The following is a 14227-nucleotide window of genomic DNA, read 5'->3' on the forward strand; positions in this document are numbered from 1 at the left end:
CCCACTGTGCTCCGGCTACGCTGTCAGCAAGAATCAAAGCCACAACCAGACGCTGAACCTTAATTCCTTGGCTGCCTTTACAGCCGCTGCCGTGTACAGAACATAAAAACCATCGAACTCACGCTGCCTTTTGGGGAACAACCATGGTCACGATGAAACGTATTCTGGGCGCTACCGTGTGTGGGCTGACACTGCTGGCCAGTTCCGTGCAGGCTGAGCAGCGCGAACTGCGGGTGTACAACTGGGCGGATTACATCCTGCCGTCGGTGCCCAAGGATTTCGCCGCAAAAAGCGGTATCAAAGTGACCTGGGACACCTTCGACACCAACGAATCGCTGGAAGCCAAACTGCTCACCGGCAACTCCGGTTATGACCTGGTGGTGCCGTCGAACCAGTTCCTTGAAACGCAGATCAAGGCTGGCGTGTTTCAGAAACTGGATAAATCGAAACTGCCGAACTGGAGCCACCAGGATCCGGAGTTGTTGAAACTGCTGGGCAAGAACGATCCGGGCAACCAGTACGGCGTGCCTTACATGGTCGGCACCGTGCTGATCGGCTTCAACCCGGCCAAGGTCAAAGCGGCACTGGGCGACAATGCGCCGGTAGACAGTTGGGATCTGGTGTTCAAACCGGAGAACATGGAAAAACTCAAATCCTGCGGCGTGGCGATGCTTGATTCGCCGACAGAAATCCTGCCGCTGGCCCTGCATTACCTGGGCCTCGACCCGAACAGCCAGAACCCGGCCGACTATGAAAAAGCCAAGGAGCTGATGCTCAAGGTTCGCCCCTACGTAACCTATTTCAACTCGGCCAAGTACATGACCGACATTGCCAACGGCGACATCTGCGTGGCCATCGGTTATTCCGGCAGCTTCTACCAGTTCGGCAACCGCGCCAAAGAAGCCGGTAACGGTGTGGTGGTCGACTGGCGCTTGCCGAAAGAAGGTGCGCCGATCTGGTTCGACACTTTCGCCATTCCGAAGAGCGCGAAGAACGTCGCCGAGGCCCATGAATTCCTCAATAACCTGCTCGATCCGAAAGTAATTGCACCGATCAGCGACTTCCTCGGTTACCCGAATGCGAACAAGGATTCGATGCCGCTGATCAACAAGGAAATCACCGGCAACCCGAACCTGACACCCACCCCTGAAGCGCTGAAAAACCTCTACGTCGTGCAACCGTTGCCGCAGAAAATCGAGCGTGTGCGCACCCGCGTATGGACCAGTATCAAGTCTGACAAATAGATATGGACTGAACGAAATCCCTGTGGGAGCGAGCTTGCTCGCGAAGGCGTCGGATCATCCAGCATCATCGTTGAATGACACACCGCTTTCGCGAGCAAGCTCGCTCCCACAGGTTTTTATGGCGTGTCATTCCGTGCTGCGTTCGGTTTCTCTGGTGACCACCAGGCTCAACAGAACCGAACTCAGAATGACCCCGCCCACCACCGCCAGCGACCACTCCACCGGCATGTGCAGCCACGGCATCAAGACCATCTTGCCGCCGATGAACACCAGCACCATCGCCAGTCCGTACTTGAGCAGATGGAAGCGGTCGGCCATGTCTGCCAGCAGGAAGTACAGCGCCCGCAGACCCATGATCGCGAAGATGTTCGAAGTGAAGACAATGAATGGATCGGTGGTGACCGCGAAGATCGCCGGGATGCTGTCGACCGCGAACATCAGGTCACTGGCCTCGATCAGCACCAGCACCAGGAACATCGGAGTAGCCCAGCGCACGCCGTTCTGCAGGATGAAAAACCGTTCGCCATGAAAGCCGCTGGTGATGCGCATATGCCCGCGCACCCAGCGCAGCAACGGATTTTTTTCCAGATCGGGTTGATGGTCGGCAAACACCAGCATCTTGATCCCGGTAATGATCAGGAACACGCCGAAGGCATACAGCAGCCATTCGAACTGCGACACCAGCCACACCCCGGCAAAAATCATTACCGCCCGCATCACAATGGCGCCAAGCACGCCGTACAGCAGCACCCGCCGCTGTAGCTCGGGTGGCACGGCGAAGTAGCTGAAGATCATCACGAAGACGAACATGTTGTCGATCGACAGCGATTGCTCGATCAGATAACCGGTGAGGAATTCGAGGGTTTTCTGTCGGGCGATGTCAGCGCCGAACGCGCCGTGCAGGTACCACCAGAGCAGCGCCGCGAAACTCAGTGCCAGCAGGCACCAGGCGATGACCCAGGACAAGGCTTCGCGAACCGACACCCGATGCGCCTTGCGCCCACCGAAGACAAACAGGTCCAATGCCAGCATGGCAAGCACGAAGACGATGAAGGCGCCCCACATCCATGGTTCGCCGATATTGATGTTTGTGGCTGGCATGTCGCGCTCCCTGTCTATTCTTGGATTGGGGTCAGACGTGGCCATGCTAACGACGGGTTTGTGCCAAAGAAAAATCGTTTATTTCTGCGCAACAGTTCGTTAATAACGAAGTATCGAGGCTTCAGCGGCGGCAGTTACGTGCTGGTGCAAACGTACCTGCACAACATGACGGCCTGGAATGCGCTGAGCGTCGAGGCGCAGGAACGGGTGATCGGACGCAAGAAGCTCTCGGACATCGAACTGGACGGCTCGGTCAAACCGAGCAACTCCCACAGTGCGCTGACCACCCTCACCACGGCAGACGGCGAGGAAGTGAAAATCCTGCGCGACAACATGCCGTTCGGCCGGCCTGGGGCAGGGGAGTTCGGCACGTTCTTCATTGGTTACGCACGTTCGCCCGAGCCGATCGAGCAGATGCTGGGGAACATGTTTGTCGGCAAGCCACCGGGCAACTACGACAAGTTGCTGGATTTCAGCACGGCCGTGACTGGCAGTTTGTATTTCGTACCGTCTGCTGACTTGCTGGAGGAACTGGCCGAGCGTTGATCAGCGAAAGAATTCCCCCGGTGTTTCGCCGAACTGTTGGCGAAATGCGGCGATAAACGCTGACGTCGAGTCGTAACCACAGGCCAGCGCGACGTCGGTGACGCGCTCGCCTTTTTCCAGTGGTGTCAGTGCGCCGAGCAACCGCAGGCGCTGGCGCCAGGCGCGAAAGGTCAGGCCGGTGTCGCGCAGGAACAGCCGGGTGAGGGTCTTCTCGGTGACACCGAACTTCTCGCTCCAATGGCTCAGCGTGGTCTGCTGTTCCGGGTGTTGCTCCAGGCTCTGGTAGATCTGCTTCAAGCGGGCGTCTTGCGGCAACGGCAGCATCAGGTCGATCTGCGGCGCCTCGGCCAGTTGATCGAGGATCACTTGGGCCAGACGTCCATGCGGGCCACTCTGCTCGTATTCCACCGGGACTTCGCTGAACGCACGAATCAATTCCCTGAGCAGATCGCTGACGCCCAGCACATGGCAGCGCTCAAGCGCCCATCCGGTGACGCTGCAATCGATGTAGAGGCTGCGCATTTCCGTATGCGGCGAGCTGAACACCCGATGCGGCACACCCGCCGGAATCCATACTGCACGCTCGGGCGGGGCGACGAAGCGGCCGGCGCTGGTCTGTATTTCCAGCACCCCCTGAATCGCGTACGACAACTGCACCCATGGGTGGCTGTGGCGCCGGGTCAGGGCACGATTGGGCAGCGATTCGGTGCGCCCGTAGAGTGGGCGCGGCAGGCTGGGCAGCCCGGGAATGCTGCGCCGGACGCTTTTTTCATGTCCTTTAGGCGGCATCTTGTGGCCCTTCGGCGTTAGTCGGTAATTGGCTGTCACGTTAGAGTCGTCGACACGCCCTGGCAACCCCCGGATAGACAGACCATGACTCGCCCAAGATTCCTGCCCGACAACTTCACCCTGACATTGATCGGCGTAGTTCTGCTCGCCAGTTTCCTGCCCGCCAGCGGTCAGGTCGCGGTCGGCTTCGGCTGGCTGACCAACATCGCCATCGCCCTGCTGTTTTTTCTGCACGGCGCCAAACTCTCGCGCGAATCGATCATCGCCGGTGCCGGGCACTGGCGCCTGCATCTGCTGGTATTCGGCCTGACGTTTGTGTTGTTCCCGATTCTCGGTCTGGCGTTAAAACCGCTGTTGTCGCCGTTGATTGGCGACAAGCTGTACATGGGCATGCTTTACCTGTGCGCGTTGCCCGCCACAGTGCAGTCGGCGATCGCTTTCACATCGCTGGCGAGGGGCAACATTCCGGCGGCGATTTGCAGTGCGGCGGCATCCAGCCTGTTCGGGATTTTCCTCACGCCGTTGCTGGTGACGCTGTTGCTTGACGTCCACGGCGACGGCGGTTCGACCCTCGATGCGATCCTGAAAATCAGCGTGCAACTGCTGTTGCCATTCATCGCCGGGCAGATCGCCCGGCGCTGGATCGGCGCGTGGGTCGGCCGCAACAAGAACTGGCTGAAATTCGTCGATCAGGGTTCGATTCTGCTGGTGGTCTACGGTGCATTCAGCGAAGCGGTCAATGAAGGCATCTGGCATCAGATTCCGCTGGTCGATCTGTTGGGACTGGTGGTGGTCTGCTGCATCCTGCTGGCGTTGGTGCTGCTGGCCTCGACCCTGCTGGGCAGAGTGTTCGGCTTCAGCCAGGAAGATCGCATCACCATACTGTTCTGCGGTTCGAAAAAGAGTCTGGCGACCGGCGTGCCAATGGCTCAGGTGCTGTTTGCCGGGAGCACCATCGGCGTGCTGATTCTGCCGCTGATGCTGTTCCATCAGATTCAGCTGATGGTCTGTGCGGTGCTGGCGCAGCGCTATGCGAAACGGCCGGAATCGGTGCCGGAGTTGATGGCGCAGGTGGACCCCTAGTTCGCCACTCCGCTTGTCTAAGGCATTGTGTCAAAGCGTTGCAGCAGGGGATTGCTATGAAATAGCGTCCCCTCGCGAGCAGGTTGCTCTGCTGAAGATCTCCAAATAACTCAAAATTAATCAATGAGTTATCACTTGTTTGGGTTGATATGAGACATTTTGTTTCTGAAATATTATGAAAAAATAATTGGGGAAAGGGGTTGCCACGACTCGGGTGGCTGTTTAGGATCCAATCTTCGCAAATATAACAAGTCTGGGCAGGAAGCTCAGCCGCATGGGATTTATATGGATATTATCGCCCCCAACTTTCTATTCTCTTAGTGGTCATTCGCGAACACCGCGAAGATTGACTGCGCTCTGCCAATACCTCTTTACGATGGATAGCGTTTCGCACTTGCGAAGGGTTGCGCCTGCATTGGATACAAACTTACGTAAAGGATTCTACGTATGAAAACAATAAATCGAATCGTGATAGTCGGATTTGGAAGTATCGCTCAGGCCTTGTTGCCTCTGTTGGTTGAGCGATATCAGGGCGACATTGTTATCTTTGACAAAGAAGTGGATGTCTCAAGGCAAGCCATTGCGCAAGAGTATTCGGCGTCATTGATTAAGAAGTTGATTACGCCGCATAACTTTGTAAGCGTGATAAGTCCTTATCTCGGCGAACAGGTGTTTTTGCTGAATCTGGCTGTTTCGGTTTCCAGTGAAGCATTGATCGACCTTGCTCAGCGCCACGACTCGCTCTATCTGGATACTTGCATTGAGCCTTGGGAATATAGCGCTGATGTCGATTCGAATCTGGCGAGCAACTTTTCCCTGCGCGAAGGACTCAAGCGCTTTGCCAAACAGCGAGCGGTTGACCGCGCAACGGCCGTCGTCGCCCATGGTGCCAATCCCGGCTTTATCTCGGTGCTGTTGAAAAAGGCATTGACGCAAATGGCTGCGGTCAATGGCGTCGCCTTTGAAATCTCGCACCCTCAAGACTGGGCCAGACTGGCCGAACGCCTGGGTGTCAGGGTGATCCAGATTTCCGAACGCGATACGCAAGTCGCCGGCAAGGAGCGCTCCGAACAGCACTTCATGTGCACCTGGTCGGTGGACGGCCTGATCACCGAATGCCTGCAACCGGCGGAAATGGGCTGGGGCAGCCATGAGACCCGGCTCCCTCAGGGCGCGATTCGCAATGACTATGCGATTGCCATGCGAGAACAAGGGCGCGAAGTCAAAGTCAAAAGCTGGTCACCCAATTACCTCGACTTCGCCGGTTACTTGTTGACTCACAACGAGTCGCTGTCGATCGCCGAATACTTGACCCTCGGCGACAGCCGCAACCCCAGCTATCGCCCCACGGTTTATTACGCCTATCACCCTTGTGATCAGGCCGTGGCTTCCATGGCCCTGCTGAACGAGGGCAATGAAGACCGGGTATTGACCAAGGAAGTCTTGAAGGACGGTATTGTTTCCGGCATCGACGAACTGGGTGTGTTTCTCATCAGTGACCAGTATCCGTCTGTGTGGATGGGCTCGAACCTGTCCATTGGCAAGGCACGGAAAATGGCCAAGTACAACAGCGCTACCAGTTTGCAGGTGGTGTCCAGCATTGTCGCCGGTATGGCTTGGGCACAGGCCAATCCTCACGCCGGGATTCTGGAGAGTGAAAGCCTGGACTGGGAATTCGTCTACGGCATCGTTGAGAAATACTGGCAGCCGATGGTTTTTCATCAGATCGACTGGCGACCCGTTGCTGGCGATAGCACGCTGTCGTTTGGCAGCTTTCTGATCTGACTGTTTTCTGGTTCTCGTTCAATCTATCAAGGAAGAATGTATGTCGATGGCAATCGGCGCGATCACGCGCACCACACCCGATGCTTCTGCGGTCTTGTCCGGATTCAGTTTTCCTGCCGTGGATCTGACGGCGTCGGATCGTCAGGAATGGAAGGAGATATTTTTCGATTCGGTGATCACCGAATATGACGCGCGGCGGTTGTACTGGTACCTCGAGGGCAATTACCCGGAAGTCTTCAACTGCATGGAAGACGTGCTCAACCCCTGGCTGAAAGATGAAATTGATCACGCCTATGGTTTCGCGCTGATTTACGCGTCGTATTCCGCTATTCCTTTTGATGAAGTGTCACTCAGTGTCGAATTGAGGAAACCGGATTTCAGCATTGTCGATGCCATCGCCGCCGATCCGTTAAAGCTTCTGGTGACTCTGGCCTATGACGAAATCATCACCACCCATGTTTACCACCGCAGCATAGAAAGTTACGACCGCTTCAATTCGCAACAACTGTCGGCGTGGATACGCAAAACCAAGAAGGATGAAGTGACGCACTTCTTTGCCTTCGTGAAAAAAGCCAGAGAGTTGTTCCCGCATAGACTGCAGGAGGTGCCGGGGATACTGGAGGACATTTTCCGTGTGGACTTCGAGAAGCCCAGTTACACAGGAACATTTGTTCTGGATCACAACGCACCGGACTTTCCGATTTCCAAGCAGGAAATCAAGGACATGATTATTCCGGCAATCATAAAAAAATTCAGTGAATGAATACCGTGAGAAAGGGAGGAAAATGGCATGGAAGCGGCTTTCTTAAAAAAGCGTAATTGGAGTTCCAGGGCGATTTTTGAGGATATCGCGGCCAGTGGATGGACCAATCCAGGCATTGATCCTTCCTTTAAAGCGTTCTTTATGGCCGACCTCGTGTCTGAGTACGATTCGGTCAATCTTTATAATTTTCTGTACGCCCGGCGCAAAGAGTTCTCCCCTTATTTTGTTCAGTACCTGGATTTCTGGTACGCCGACGAGCGTAACCATGCCGACGGATTCTTTGAGCTGAACCGCCTGGTTTTTGGCGCGCCCGAAAGTGACCTCATCAATGACCTGAAGGACCGCGTTGGCGATTTTTCAGGCCTGGAAGACATTCTCTCCTGCGAGTTCAATCTTCTGCTGTTGTTTGCCTATGACGAGTACGTTTCGGTGAAAACCTACAAGAAAGACACGTTCTATCAGGACTTTGGCCATCCTGGTTTCAATGTGTGGATCAAGAACCTGATTGCCGATGAAGCCATTCACTTTGGCAATGCCGTGAAGATTCTGAAGACCTTTCACGCCGATAAACTCGATCAGGCGCAAAGCGTGTTGCGCCGGATCGGTGGTTTTGAAGGAGGGGAATACAAGAATACGTTTCTGTTCGATCACGACGGCCCGCATTTTCAGCTGGACAGTGACGAAGTGGGCAGCGTCGTCATTGACGAAATTCTTTCAATCTTGCAAAAGAGGTCTTTGTGAAAAAAGAACATTACATAGTCGTGGCTCTTTTGCTGATGGTCTTTGGCGAGATTCTGACCATTTACAGTGAGGTCTATGCCTCGAAACTGCCGGGCAGGGTCATGGAGACTCCGGGCATGTTTATCAAGCCGATGTTCTTGATCTGCATCGCCGGTATCAGCCTGGTAATGGCGTATTGGCTGGGTTATCAGGGGACCGGGAATATCTGGGTGGTGACCGTCGCCTCGTTGACCCTGCTGCTGGTGCTGGAACCCATTGTGATCTACGCCATGCTTCGCGAGTTGCCGGAGCGCGGCGCATTGATCGGCTTCATCCTCGGCGCCGCCGGATTGATTTCAACCGTGGCACTTTAAGCAAAAGGAGATTGTTGATGTTGACTCAAGAGCAGACCAAAACCTGCACGGTATGCGGTTATGAATATGATCCGACGATCGGTGATCCGGAAAACGGGATTGCCCCCGGCACTGCCTGGCAAGACGTTCATGACGATTGGCTGTGCCCGGACTGCCAGATGCCAAAGACGGATTTTGAGTGACACGGTAAGGCGCGCCGAAGGTCGCGGGAATCTTTTCAGGCGCAGTTGGAGGGTTATGACTCCGGCGCAGTTTTGGTAAAGGCCTCGACAGCCTGTGGCAACGGGCTCGCGCAACAAGGCTGCGCAGGATCGACCGGGTTTGGCAGGGATCGCCATTCAGAGCCGGCGCGGCGGGGCGCTCGACGGGCGTTAGGCGTTTCGCTTTCTGTGCAGCTTCGGCACGGTTGAAATCAGTCTAAAAACACCCGGAAGGCGCGTCTCGCCTTTGCTAGGCTCAAAGGTGTAGGTGAAGACGCAGACTGATGCGCAATCGGATAGCAAGGGGACGTGGGGCGCGTTCCGAAGGGTACACGGTTAGAAAGATCTCCGCGCTGAGATCCAGCCCTTACGCCGTGTGAGGCAGCAAAGCACCGCTCTTTTTCCATGGTTGCTTTTGTACTGTGAGAGGCCCGATAAACCTTGTAAGCCAGAGACCAGCACTGGCCACCTACTCGAACACCAAAGCCCGCATCGCGCGGGCTTTGTCGTTGTGGCAGGACTAGATTTTCGTCAGGGCGTACGCCAGGTCGGCGCGCAGGTCTTCAAGGTCTTCGACGCCCACCGACAAACGCACCAGTCCATCGCCGATGCCGAGTCTGGCCCGGGTTTCAGGCGGAATGGTTGCGTGGGTCATGATCGCCGGATGCTCGATCAGGCTCTCGACGCCGCCCAGGCTCTCGGCCAGGGCGAAGATCTTTACGTTCTCGAGGAAGCGCCGCGCACCGGCCAGATCGCTGTTCAGATCCACGGAAATCATCCCGCCGAAACCGCGCATCTGTCGCTTGGCCAGTTCATGCTGCGGGTGCGAAGCCAGCCCCGGGTAGTAGACACGTTTGACCTGCGGCTGCTGTTCCAGCCACTGCGCCAACGCCAAGGCATTGCTGCAATGGCGTTCCATGCGCAACGCCAGGGTCTTCACCCCGCGCAGGGTCAGGAACGCGTCGAATGGCCCGGCAATCGCGCCCACGGCGTTCTGCAGAAAGCCGAGTTTTTCCGCAAGTTCGGCATTCTGCCCAACCACCGCAATGCCCCCGATCACGTCCGAGTGACCATTGAGGTACTTGGTGGTCGAGTGCAGCACGATGTCGAACCCCAGCTCCAGCGGCCGCTGGATATACGGGCTGGCAAAGGTGTTGTCGGCCACGCAGATGATCCCGCGTGCGCGGCAGATACGGGCAATGGCAGCCAGGTCCGACAGGCTCAGCAGCGGATTGGTCGGGGTCTCGACCATGACCATGCGGGTGTCGTCCTGCAGTGCGGCTTCGAACGCCGACAGATCGGCCAGATCGACATAGCTGAAACGATGTCCGGCGCTGCGCTGGCGCACCTTGTCGAACAGACGGAAGGTGCCGCCATACAAGTCATTGCCGGAAATGATGTGCGAACCGGCCTCCAGCAATTCCAGCACCGTGGAAATCGTCGCCAGCCCGGACGCGAAGGCAAACGCCCGGGTGCCACCTTCCAGATCCGCGACACAGCGCTCAAGGGCAAAGCGTGTCGGGTTGTGCGAGCGCCCGTAGTCAAACCCCTTGTGCACACCGGGGCTGTCTTGCAGGTACGTGGAGTTGGCGTAGATCGGCGGCATCAACGCGCCGGTGGTCGGGTCCGGCGCCTGCCCGGCGTGAATCACCCGGGTCGCGAAGCCTTGGGATTTGTCGTCGTGCTGACTCATGCGAGGGATCTCCGTAATTGGTTGAGCATGTCGGTGCGGGTGATCAGGCCGTGGAAGCCTGAGGCGTCGGCGATGATCGCGACGAGGCCACGGCTGAGCACCGCTTCCAGCTCGGCCAGGGTGGCGCCGGGAGCGAGGGTTTGCAGTTTGTCGGTCATCACGCTGGAGACCGACTGGCTGAAGCGTGCAGCGTCTTCGTGCACGCCGAGCAAAATGTCCGATTCGTCGATGACGCCGACCAGTTGCTTGCCTTCCACCAACACCGGCAGTTGCGAGACGTCCGCCAGACGCATGCGCTGGAACGCGGTCAGCAGCGTGTCGCCGGGGCCGACGCTGATCACGCGGCCGTCCTCGAAACGCCGCGCGATCAGATCGCGCAGGTCGCCATAACCCTTGCGTTGCAACAGGCCCTGATCGGTCATCCACTGGTCGTTGTAGACCTTCGACAGGTAGCGCGTGCCGGTGTCGCAGACGAAACTGACCACGCGTTTGGGCTCAGTCTGTTCGCGGCAATAACGCAATGCGGCCGCGAAGAGGGTGCCGGTCGAGGAACCTCCGAGAATGCCTTCGGCCTTGAGCAACTGGCGGGCGTGATCGAAGCTTTCTTCATCGCTGATTGAATAGGCGTGGCGCACGCTGGAGAGGTCGGTGATCGACGGGATGAAGTCTTCACCGATGCCTTCCACCGCCCAGGAACCGGGCTTCGGCAGGGTGCCATCGCGGCTGTATTGAGCCATCACCGAACCCACCGGGTCGGCGAGGACCATTTCCAGATCAGGCTGCACACGCTTGAAAAAGCGGCTCAGCCCGGTGAGCGTGCCGGCCGAGCCGACGCCGACCACGATGGCGTCCAGATCATGTTCGGTCTGCGCCCATATCTCCGGTGCGGTACTGCATTCGTGGGCCAGCGGGTTGGCCGGGTTGTTGAACTGGTCGGCGAAGAACGCGCCGGGGATGTCTTTCGCCAAACGGGCCGCCACGTCCTGGTAATACTCGGGATGGCCCTTGCCGACATCGGAGCGGGTGATGTGCACCTCGGCGCCCATGGCCTTCAAGTGCAGGACTTTCTCGGTGGACATCTTGTCGGGTACCACCAGCACCACCCGATAACCCTTGGCGCGGCCGACCAGCGCCAGGCCCAGGCCAGTGTTGCCGGCGGTGGCTTCGACGATGGTGCCACCCGGTTGCAGGCGGCCATCACGTTCAGCCGCATCAATCATTGCCAGACCGATACGGTCCTTGATCGAGCCACCGGGGTTCTGCGATTCGAGTTTGAGAAACAGCGTACACGGCCCGGTATCAAAGCGGGTCACGCGCACCAGAGGGGTATTGCCGATCAGCCCCAGCACGGCAGGGCGGGAGTCTTTTGACATCTCGTATTCCTTCGGTGAGTCATCGCGCTTCATGCGCAGGCAAACAGCTCATCTCGCAAGCAACATAGGCCCGGATGCCCACGCTCGCAACCCAAAAAATCCGCGATCCGCACGACATTTCCCTGTAAGCGCTGCCGCAGCTGCATGAGTAAAACTTGTGATGATCACGATTAGAATGAGTTTGTCTCACCAAGGCCTGACCTCGACAATAGCCGCCATTGACACGATTCTGGAGTTGTTTGTTATGGCACTGGCCCATTCCCTTGGATTTCCGCGCATCGGCCGCGACCGCGAACTGAAGAAAGCACAAGAGGCGTTCTGGAAAGGAGAGCTGGACGAGACGGGCCTGCGCGACGTTGGTCGTGAGCTGCGCAAGGCGCATTGGGAGATTCAGAAGAACGCCGGCATCGAGCTGCTGCCGGTCGGCGATTTCGCCTGGTACGACCAGGTCCTGACTCACTCGTTGATGTTCGGTGTGATCCCTGAGCGTTTCCGCCCGCACGACGGCAAGGCAACGTTGCAAACCCTGTTCGGCATGGCCCGTGGCGTCAGCGACACGTGCTGCGGCGGGGCTCACGCCGAGGAAATGACCAAGTGGTTCGACACCAATTACCACTACCTGGTCCCGGAATTCAGTGTCGATCAGCAATTCCAACTGGGCTGGGAGCAGTTGTTCGAAGAAGTCGAAGAAGCCCGCGCGCTGGGGCACAACGTCAAGCCTGTGGTGATCGGCCCGTTGACGTACCTGTGGCTGGGCAAGGCCAAGGGTAGCGAGTTCGACAAGCTTGAACTGCTTGATCGCCTGCTGCCGCTGTACGGACAGATCTTCGCACGGCTCGCCGCGCTCGGTGTCGAATGGGTGCAGATCGACGAACCGATTCTGGTGCTCGACTTGCCGCAAGCGTGGAAGAACGCGTTCGAGCGTGCCTACAACCAGATTCAGCGCGATCCCCTGAAAAAGCTGGTTGCTACCTATTTCGGTGGGCTGGAAGAAAACCTCGGTCTGGCCGCCAACCTGCCGGTCGATGGACTGCACATTGACCTGGTGCGCGCGCCGGAACAGTACCCGACCATTCTCGATCGCCTGCCGGCCTACAAAGTGCTGTCGCTGGGGATGGTCAATGGCCGCAATGTCTGGCGCTGCGATCTGGAAAACGCCCTGGCGACCCTGCAACACGCCCATGAGCGCCTGGGTGAACGTCTATGGGTCGCGCCGTCCTGCTCGCTGCTGCACAGCCCGGTGGATCTGAGCCGCGAAGACAGTCTTGATGCCGAGCTGAAGAGCTGGCTGGCATTCGCAGTGCAAAAGTGCGAAGAAGTCGCGGTACTGGCGCACGCGGTCAAGGCGCCGGAAGCGCCAAAAGTGCTGCGCGCATTGACGCAAAGCCGTTCGGTGCAGACCAGTCGCGCCGCGTCTCCGCGCATTCACAAACCGGCTGTGCAGGCCCGGGTGGCGGCGATCACCGCCAAGGACAGCCAGCGTCAGTCGCCGTTCGCCCAGCGTATCGCCAAGCAACGTGCCCGGCTGGACCTGCCGCTGTTCCCGACTACCACCATCGGTTCGTTCCCGCAGACTGCGTCGATCCGTCTGGCGCGGCAGTCGTTCAAGCAAGGCAAGCTGAGCGCGGCCGAATACACCGAAGCCATGCACAGCGAAATCCGCCATGCGGTGGACATCCAGGAACGGCTGGGCCTCGACGTGCTGGTACACGGTGAAGCCGAGCGCAATGACATGGTCGAGTACTTTGCCGAGCAACTGGATGGCTACGTGTTCACCCGTTTTGGCTGGGTGCAGAGTTACGGCTCGCGTTGCGTGAAGCCGGCGGTGATCTTCGGCGACCTCAGCCGTCCGCACGCCATGACTGTCGAATGGATCCGCTATGCGCAGGGTCTGACCGACAAAGTGATGAAGGGCATGCTGACCGGGCCTGTGACCATGTTGATGTGGTCGTTCCCTCGTGAAGATGTCAGCCGCGAAGTGCAGGCCCGGCAACTGGCGCTGGCGATCCGTGACGAAGTGGTCGATCTGCAAGCGGCCGGGATCAGGATCGTGCAGATCGACGAAGCGGCATTCCGCGAAGGCTTGCCGTTGCGTCAGGCTCAGTGGCAGCAGTATCTGGACTGGGCGAGCGAGGTGTTCCGCCTGTGCGCTGGCGGGGTGCACGACGAAACCCAGATTCACACGCACATGTGCTACAGCGAGTTCAACGATGTGATCGAGTCCATCGCGGCGATGGATGCGGATGTGATCACCATCGAGACGTCACGTTCGGACATGGAACTGCTCGACGCCTTCGAAGCCTTCGCCTACCCGAACGACATCGGCCCGGGCGTCTACGATATCCACTCGCCACGGATTCCGCAGGTCGCGGAAATGGCCGGTCTGCTGCGCAAGGCGGCCCGGCGCATCCCGGCCGAGCGCCTGTGGGTCAACCCGGACTGCGGCCTGAAAACCCGCGGCTGGCCGGAGACCGAAGCGGCGCTGGTGCACATGGTCGCGGCGGCGCGGCAGTTGCGCAAAGAGCTGGCGTAACGCTTGGGCCGCATGAAACACAG

Annotated in this window: 12 protein-coding genes and 1 pseudogene; 9 read left to right on the plus strand and 4 right to left on the minus strand. The window is 58.1% G+C overall.

Going from position 1 to position 14227, the window contains the following annotated elements; genetic code table 11:
* Positions 1-143 precede the first annotated feature (143 nt).
* On the plus strand, positions 144-1244 hold the full coding sequence (locus ACXX9E_RS17445; protein ID WP_458555799.1) for a polyamine ABC transporter substrate-binding protein: 1101 nt from the start codon (positions 144-146) through the stop codon (positions 1242-1244).
* 126 nt (positions 1245-1370) lie between these two features.
* Here ACXX9E_RS17445 and ACXX9E_RS17450 read toward each other — a convergent pair whose 3' ends face one another.
* A complete protein-coding gene (locus tag ACXX9E_RS17450) occupies positions 1371-2345 on the minus strand; it encodes a TerC family protein (RefSeq protein ID WP_458555800.1) in 975 nt (324 codons plus the stop codon).
* A gap of 120 nt (positions 2346-2465) precedes the next feature.
* On the opposite strand from ACXX9E_RS17450, the pseudogene ACXX9E_RS17455 reads away from it, so the two are divergent.
* A pseudogene (locus tag ACXX9E_RS17455) lies at positions 2466-2891 on the plus strand (Dyp-type peroxidase); the annotation flags it as partial.
* Here ACXX9E_RS17455 and ACXX9E_RS17460 read toward each other — a convergent pair.
* On the minus strand, positions 2892-3680 hold the full coding sequence (locus tag ACXX9E_RS17460) for an AraC family transcriptional regulator (RefSeq protein ID WP_458555801.1): 789 nt from the start codon (positions 3678-3680) through the stop codon (positions 2892-2894).
* A gap of 84 nt (positions 3681-3764) precedes the next feature.
* On the opposite strand from ACXX9E_RS17460, the gene ACXX9E_RS17465 reads away from it, so the two are divergent.
* From ACXX9E_RS17465 to ACXX9E_RS17490, 6 genes are all read left to right on the plus strand, one after another.
* Positions 3765-4763 (plus strand): bile acid:sodium symporter family protein, encoded by a 999-nt coding sequence (locus ACXX9E_RS17465; protein WP_128613933.1) that lies wholly within the window; start codon positions 3765-3767, stop codon positions 4761-4763.
* A 447-nt stretch (positions 4764-5210) separates the two neighbouring features.
* On the plus strand, positions 5211-6548 hold the full coding sequence (locus ACXX9E_RS17470) for a saccharopine dehydrogenase C-terminal domain-containing protein (RefSeq protein WP_458555802.1): 1338 nt from the start codon (positions 5211-5213) through the stop codon (positions 6546-6548).
* 40 nt (positions 6549-6588) lie between these two features.
* A complete protein-coding gene (locus ACXX9E_RS17475; protein ID WP_123467947.1) occupies positions 6589-7311 on the plus strand; it encodes a hypothetical protein in 723 nt (240 codons plus the stop codon).
* Positions 7312-7338: 27 nt separating this feature from the next.
* Positions 7339-8052, plus strand: a complete 714-nt coding sequence (locus tag ACXX9E_RS17480; RefSeq protein ID WP_322374361.1) for a ferritin family protein — start codon at positions 7339-7341, stop codon at positions 8050-8052.
* 14 nt (positions 8053-8066) lie between these two features.
* Positions 8067-8405 carry a rhodanese-like domain-containing protein gene (locus ACXX9E_RS17485; RefSeq protein WP_123469155.1) on the plus strand — a complete coding sequence of 113 codons (339 nt, stop codon included), beginning with the start codon at positions 8067-8069 and terminating at the stop codon, positions 8403-8405.
* Positions 8406-8422: 17 nt separating this feature from the next.
* A complete protein-coding gene (locus ACXX9E_RS17490) occupies positions 8423-8587 on the plus strand; it encodes a rubredoxin (RefSeq protein ID WP_458555803.1) in 165 nt (54 codons plus the stop codon).
* Between the two features lie 538 nt (positions 8588-9125).
* Here the strand turns inward: ACXX9E_RS17490 and ACXX9E_RS17495 are convergent.
* Together ACXX9E_RS17495 and ACXX9E_RS17500 are read right to left on the minus strand one after the other, a co-directional pair.
* Complete coding sequence (locus ACXX9E_RS17495) at positions 9126-10298, minus strand: cystathionine gamma-synthase (RefSeq protein ID WP_128614939.1); 1173 nt, start codon at positions 10296-10298, stop codon at positions 9126-9128.
* Positions 10295-11671: a pyridoxal-phosphate dependent enzyme gene (locus ACXX9E_RS17500; RefSeq protein ID WP_123467955.1), complete on the minus strand. Its 1377-nt coding sequence runs from the start codon at positions 11669-11671 to the stop codon at positions 10295-10297. The genes ACXX9E_RS17495 and ACXX9E_RS17500 overlap by 4 nt, the downstream gene beginning before the upstream one ends.
* A gap of 244 nt (positions 11672-11915) precedes the next feature.
* Between ACXX9E_RS17500 and metE the strand changes: the two genes are divergently transcribed.
* On the plus strand, positions 11916-14204 hold the full coding sequence (gene metE, locus ACXX9E_RS17505) for a 5-methyltetrahydropteroyltriglutamate--homocysteine S-methyltransferase (protein WP_123467957.1): 2289 nt from the start codon (positions 11916-11918) through the stop codon (positions 14202-14204).
* Positions 14205-14227: the final 23 nt, after the last annotated feature.

The sequence above is a fragment of the Pseudomonas sp. GNP014 genome, assembly GCF_054344005.1.

Excerpts from the sequence above, each read along its gene's own strand:
- ACXX9E_RS17445 (WP_458555799.1), top strand. The coding sequence starts at position 144 with ATGGTCACGATGAAACGTATTCTGGGCGCTACCGTGTGTGGGCTGACA.
- ACXX9E_RS17450 (WP_458555800.1), bottom strand. The coding sequence starts at position 2,345 with ATGCCAGCCACAAACATCAATATCGGCGAACCATGGATGTGGGGCGCC.
- ACXX9E_RS17460 (WP_458555801.1), bottom strand. The coding sequence starts at position 3,680 with ATGCCGCCTAAAGGACATGAAAAAAGCGTCCGGCGCAGCATTCCCGGG.
- ACXX9E_RS17465 (WP_128613933.1), top strand. The coding sequence starts at position 3,765 with ATGACTCGCCCAAGATTCCTGCCCGACAACTTCACCCTGACATTGATC.
- ACXX9E_RS17470 (WP_458555802.1), top strand. The coding sequence starts at position 5,211 with ATGAAAACAATAAATCGAATCGTGATAGTCGGATTTGGAAGTATCGCT.
- ACXX9E_RS17475 (WP_123467947.1), top strand. The coding sequence starts at position 6,589 with ATGTCGATGGCAATCGGCGCGATCACGCGCACCACACCCGATGCTTCT.
- ACXX9E_RS17480 (WP_322374361.1), top strand. The coding sequence starts at position 7,339 with ATGGAAGCGGCTTTCTTAAAAAAGCGTAATTGGAGTTCCAGGGCGATT.
- ACXX9E_RS17490 (WP_458555803.1), top strand. The coding sequence starts at position 8,423 with ATGTTGACTCAAGAGCAGACCAAAACCTGCACGGTATGCGGTTATGAA.
- ACXX9E_RS17495 (WP_128614939.1), bottom strand. The coding sequence starts at position 10,298 with ATGAGTCAGCACGACGACAAATCCCAAGGCTTCGCGACCCGGGTGATT.
- ACXX9E_RS17500 (WP_123467955.1), bottom strand. The coding sequence starts at position 11,671 with ATGTCAAAAGACTCCCGCCCTGCCGTGCTGGGGCTGATCGGCAATACC.
- metE (WP_123467957.1), top strand. The coding sequence starts at position 11,916 with ATGGCACTGGCCCATTCCCTTGGATTTCCGCGCATCGGCCGCGACCGC.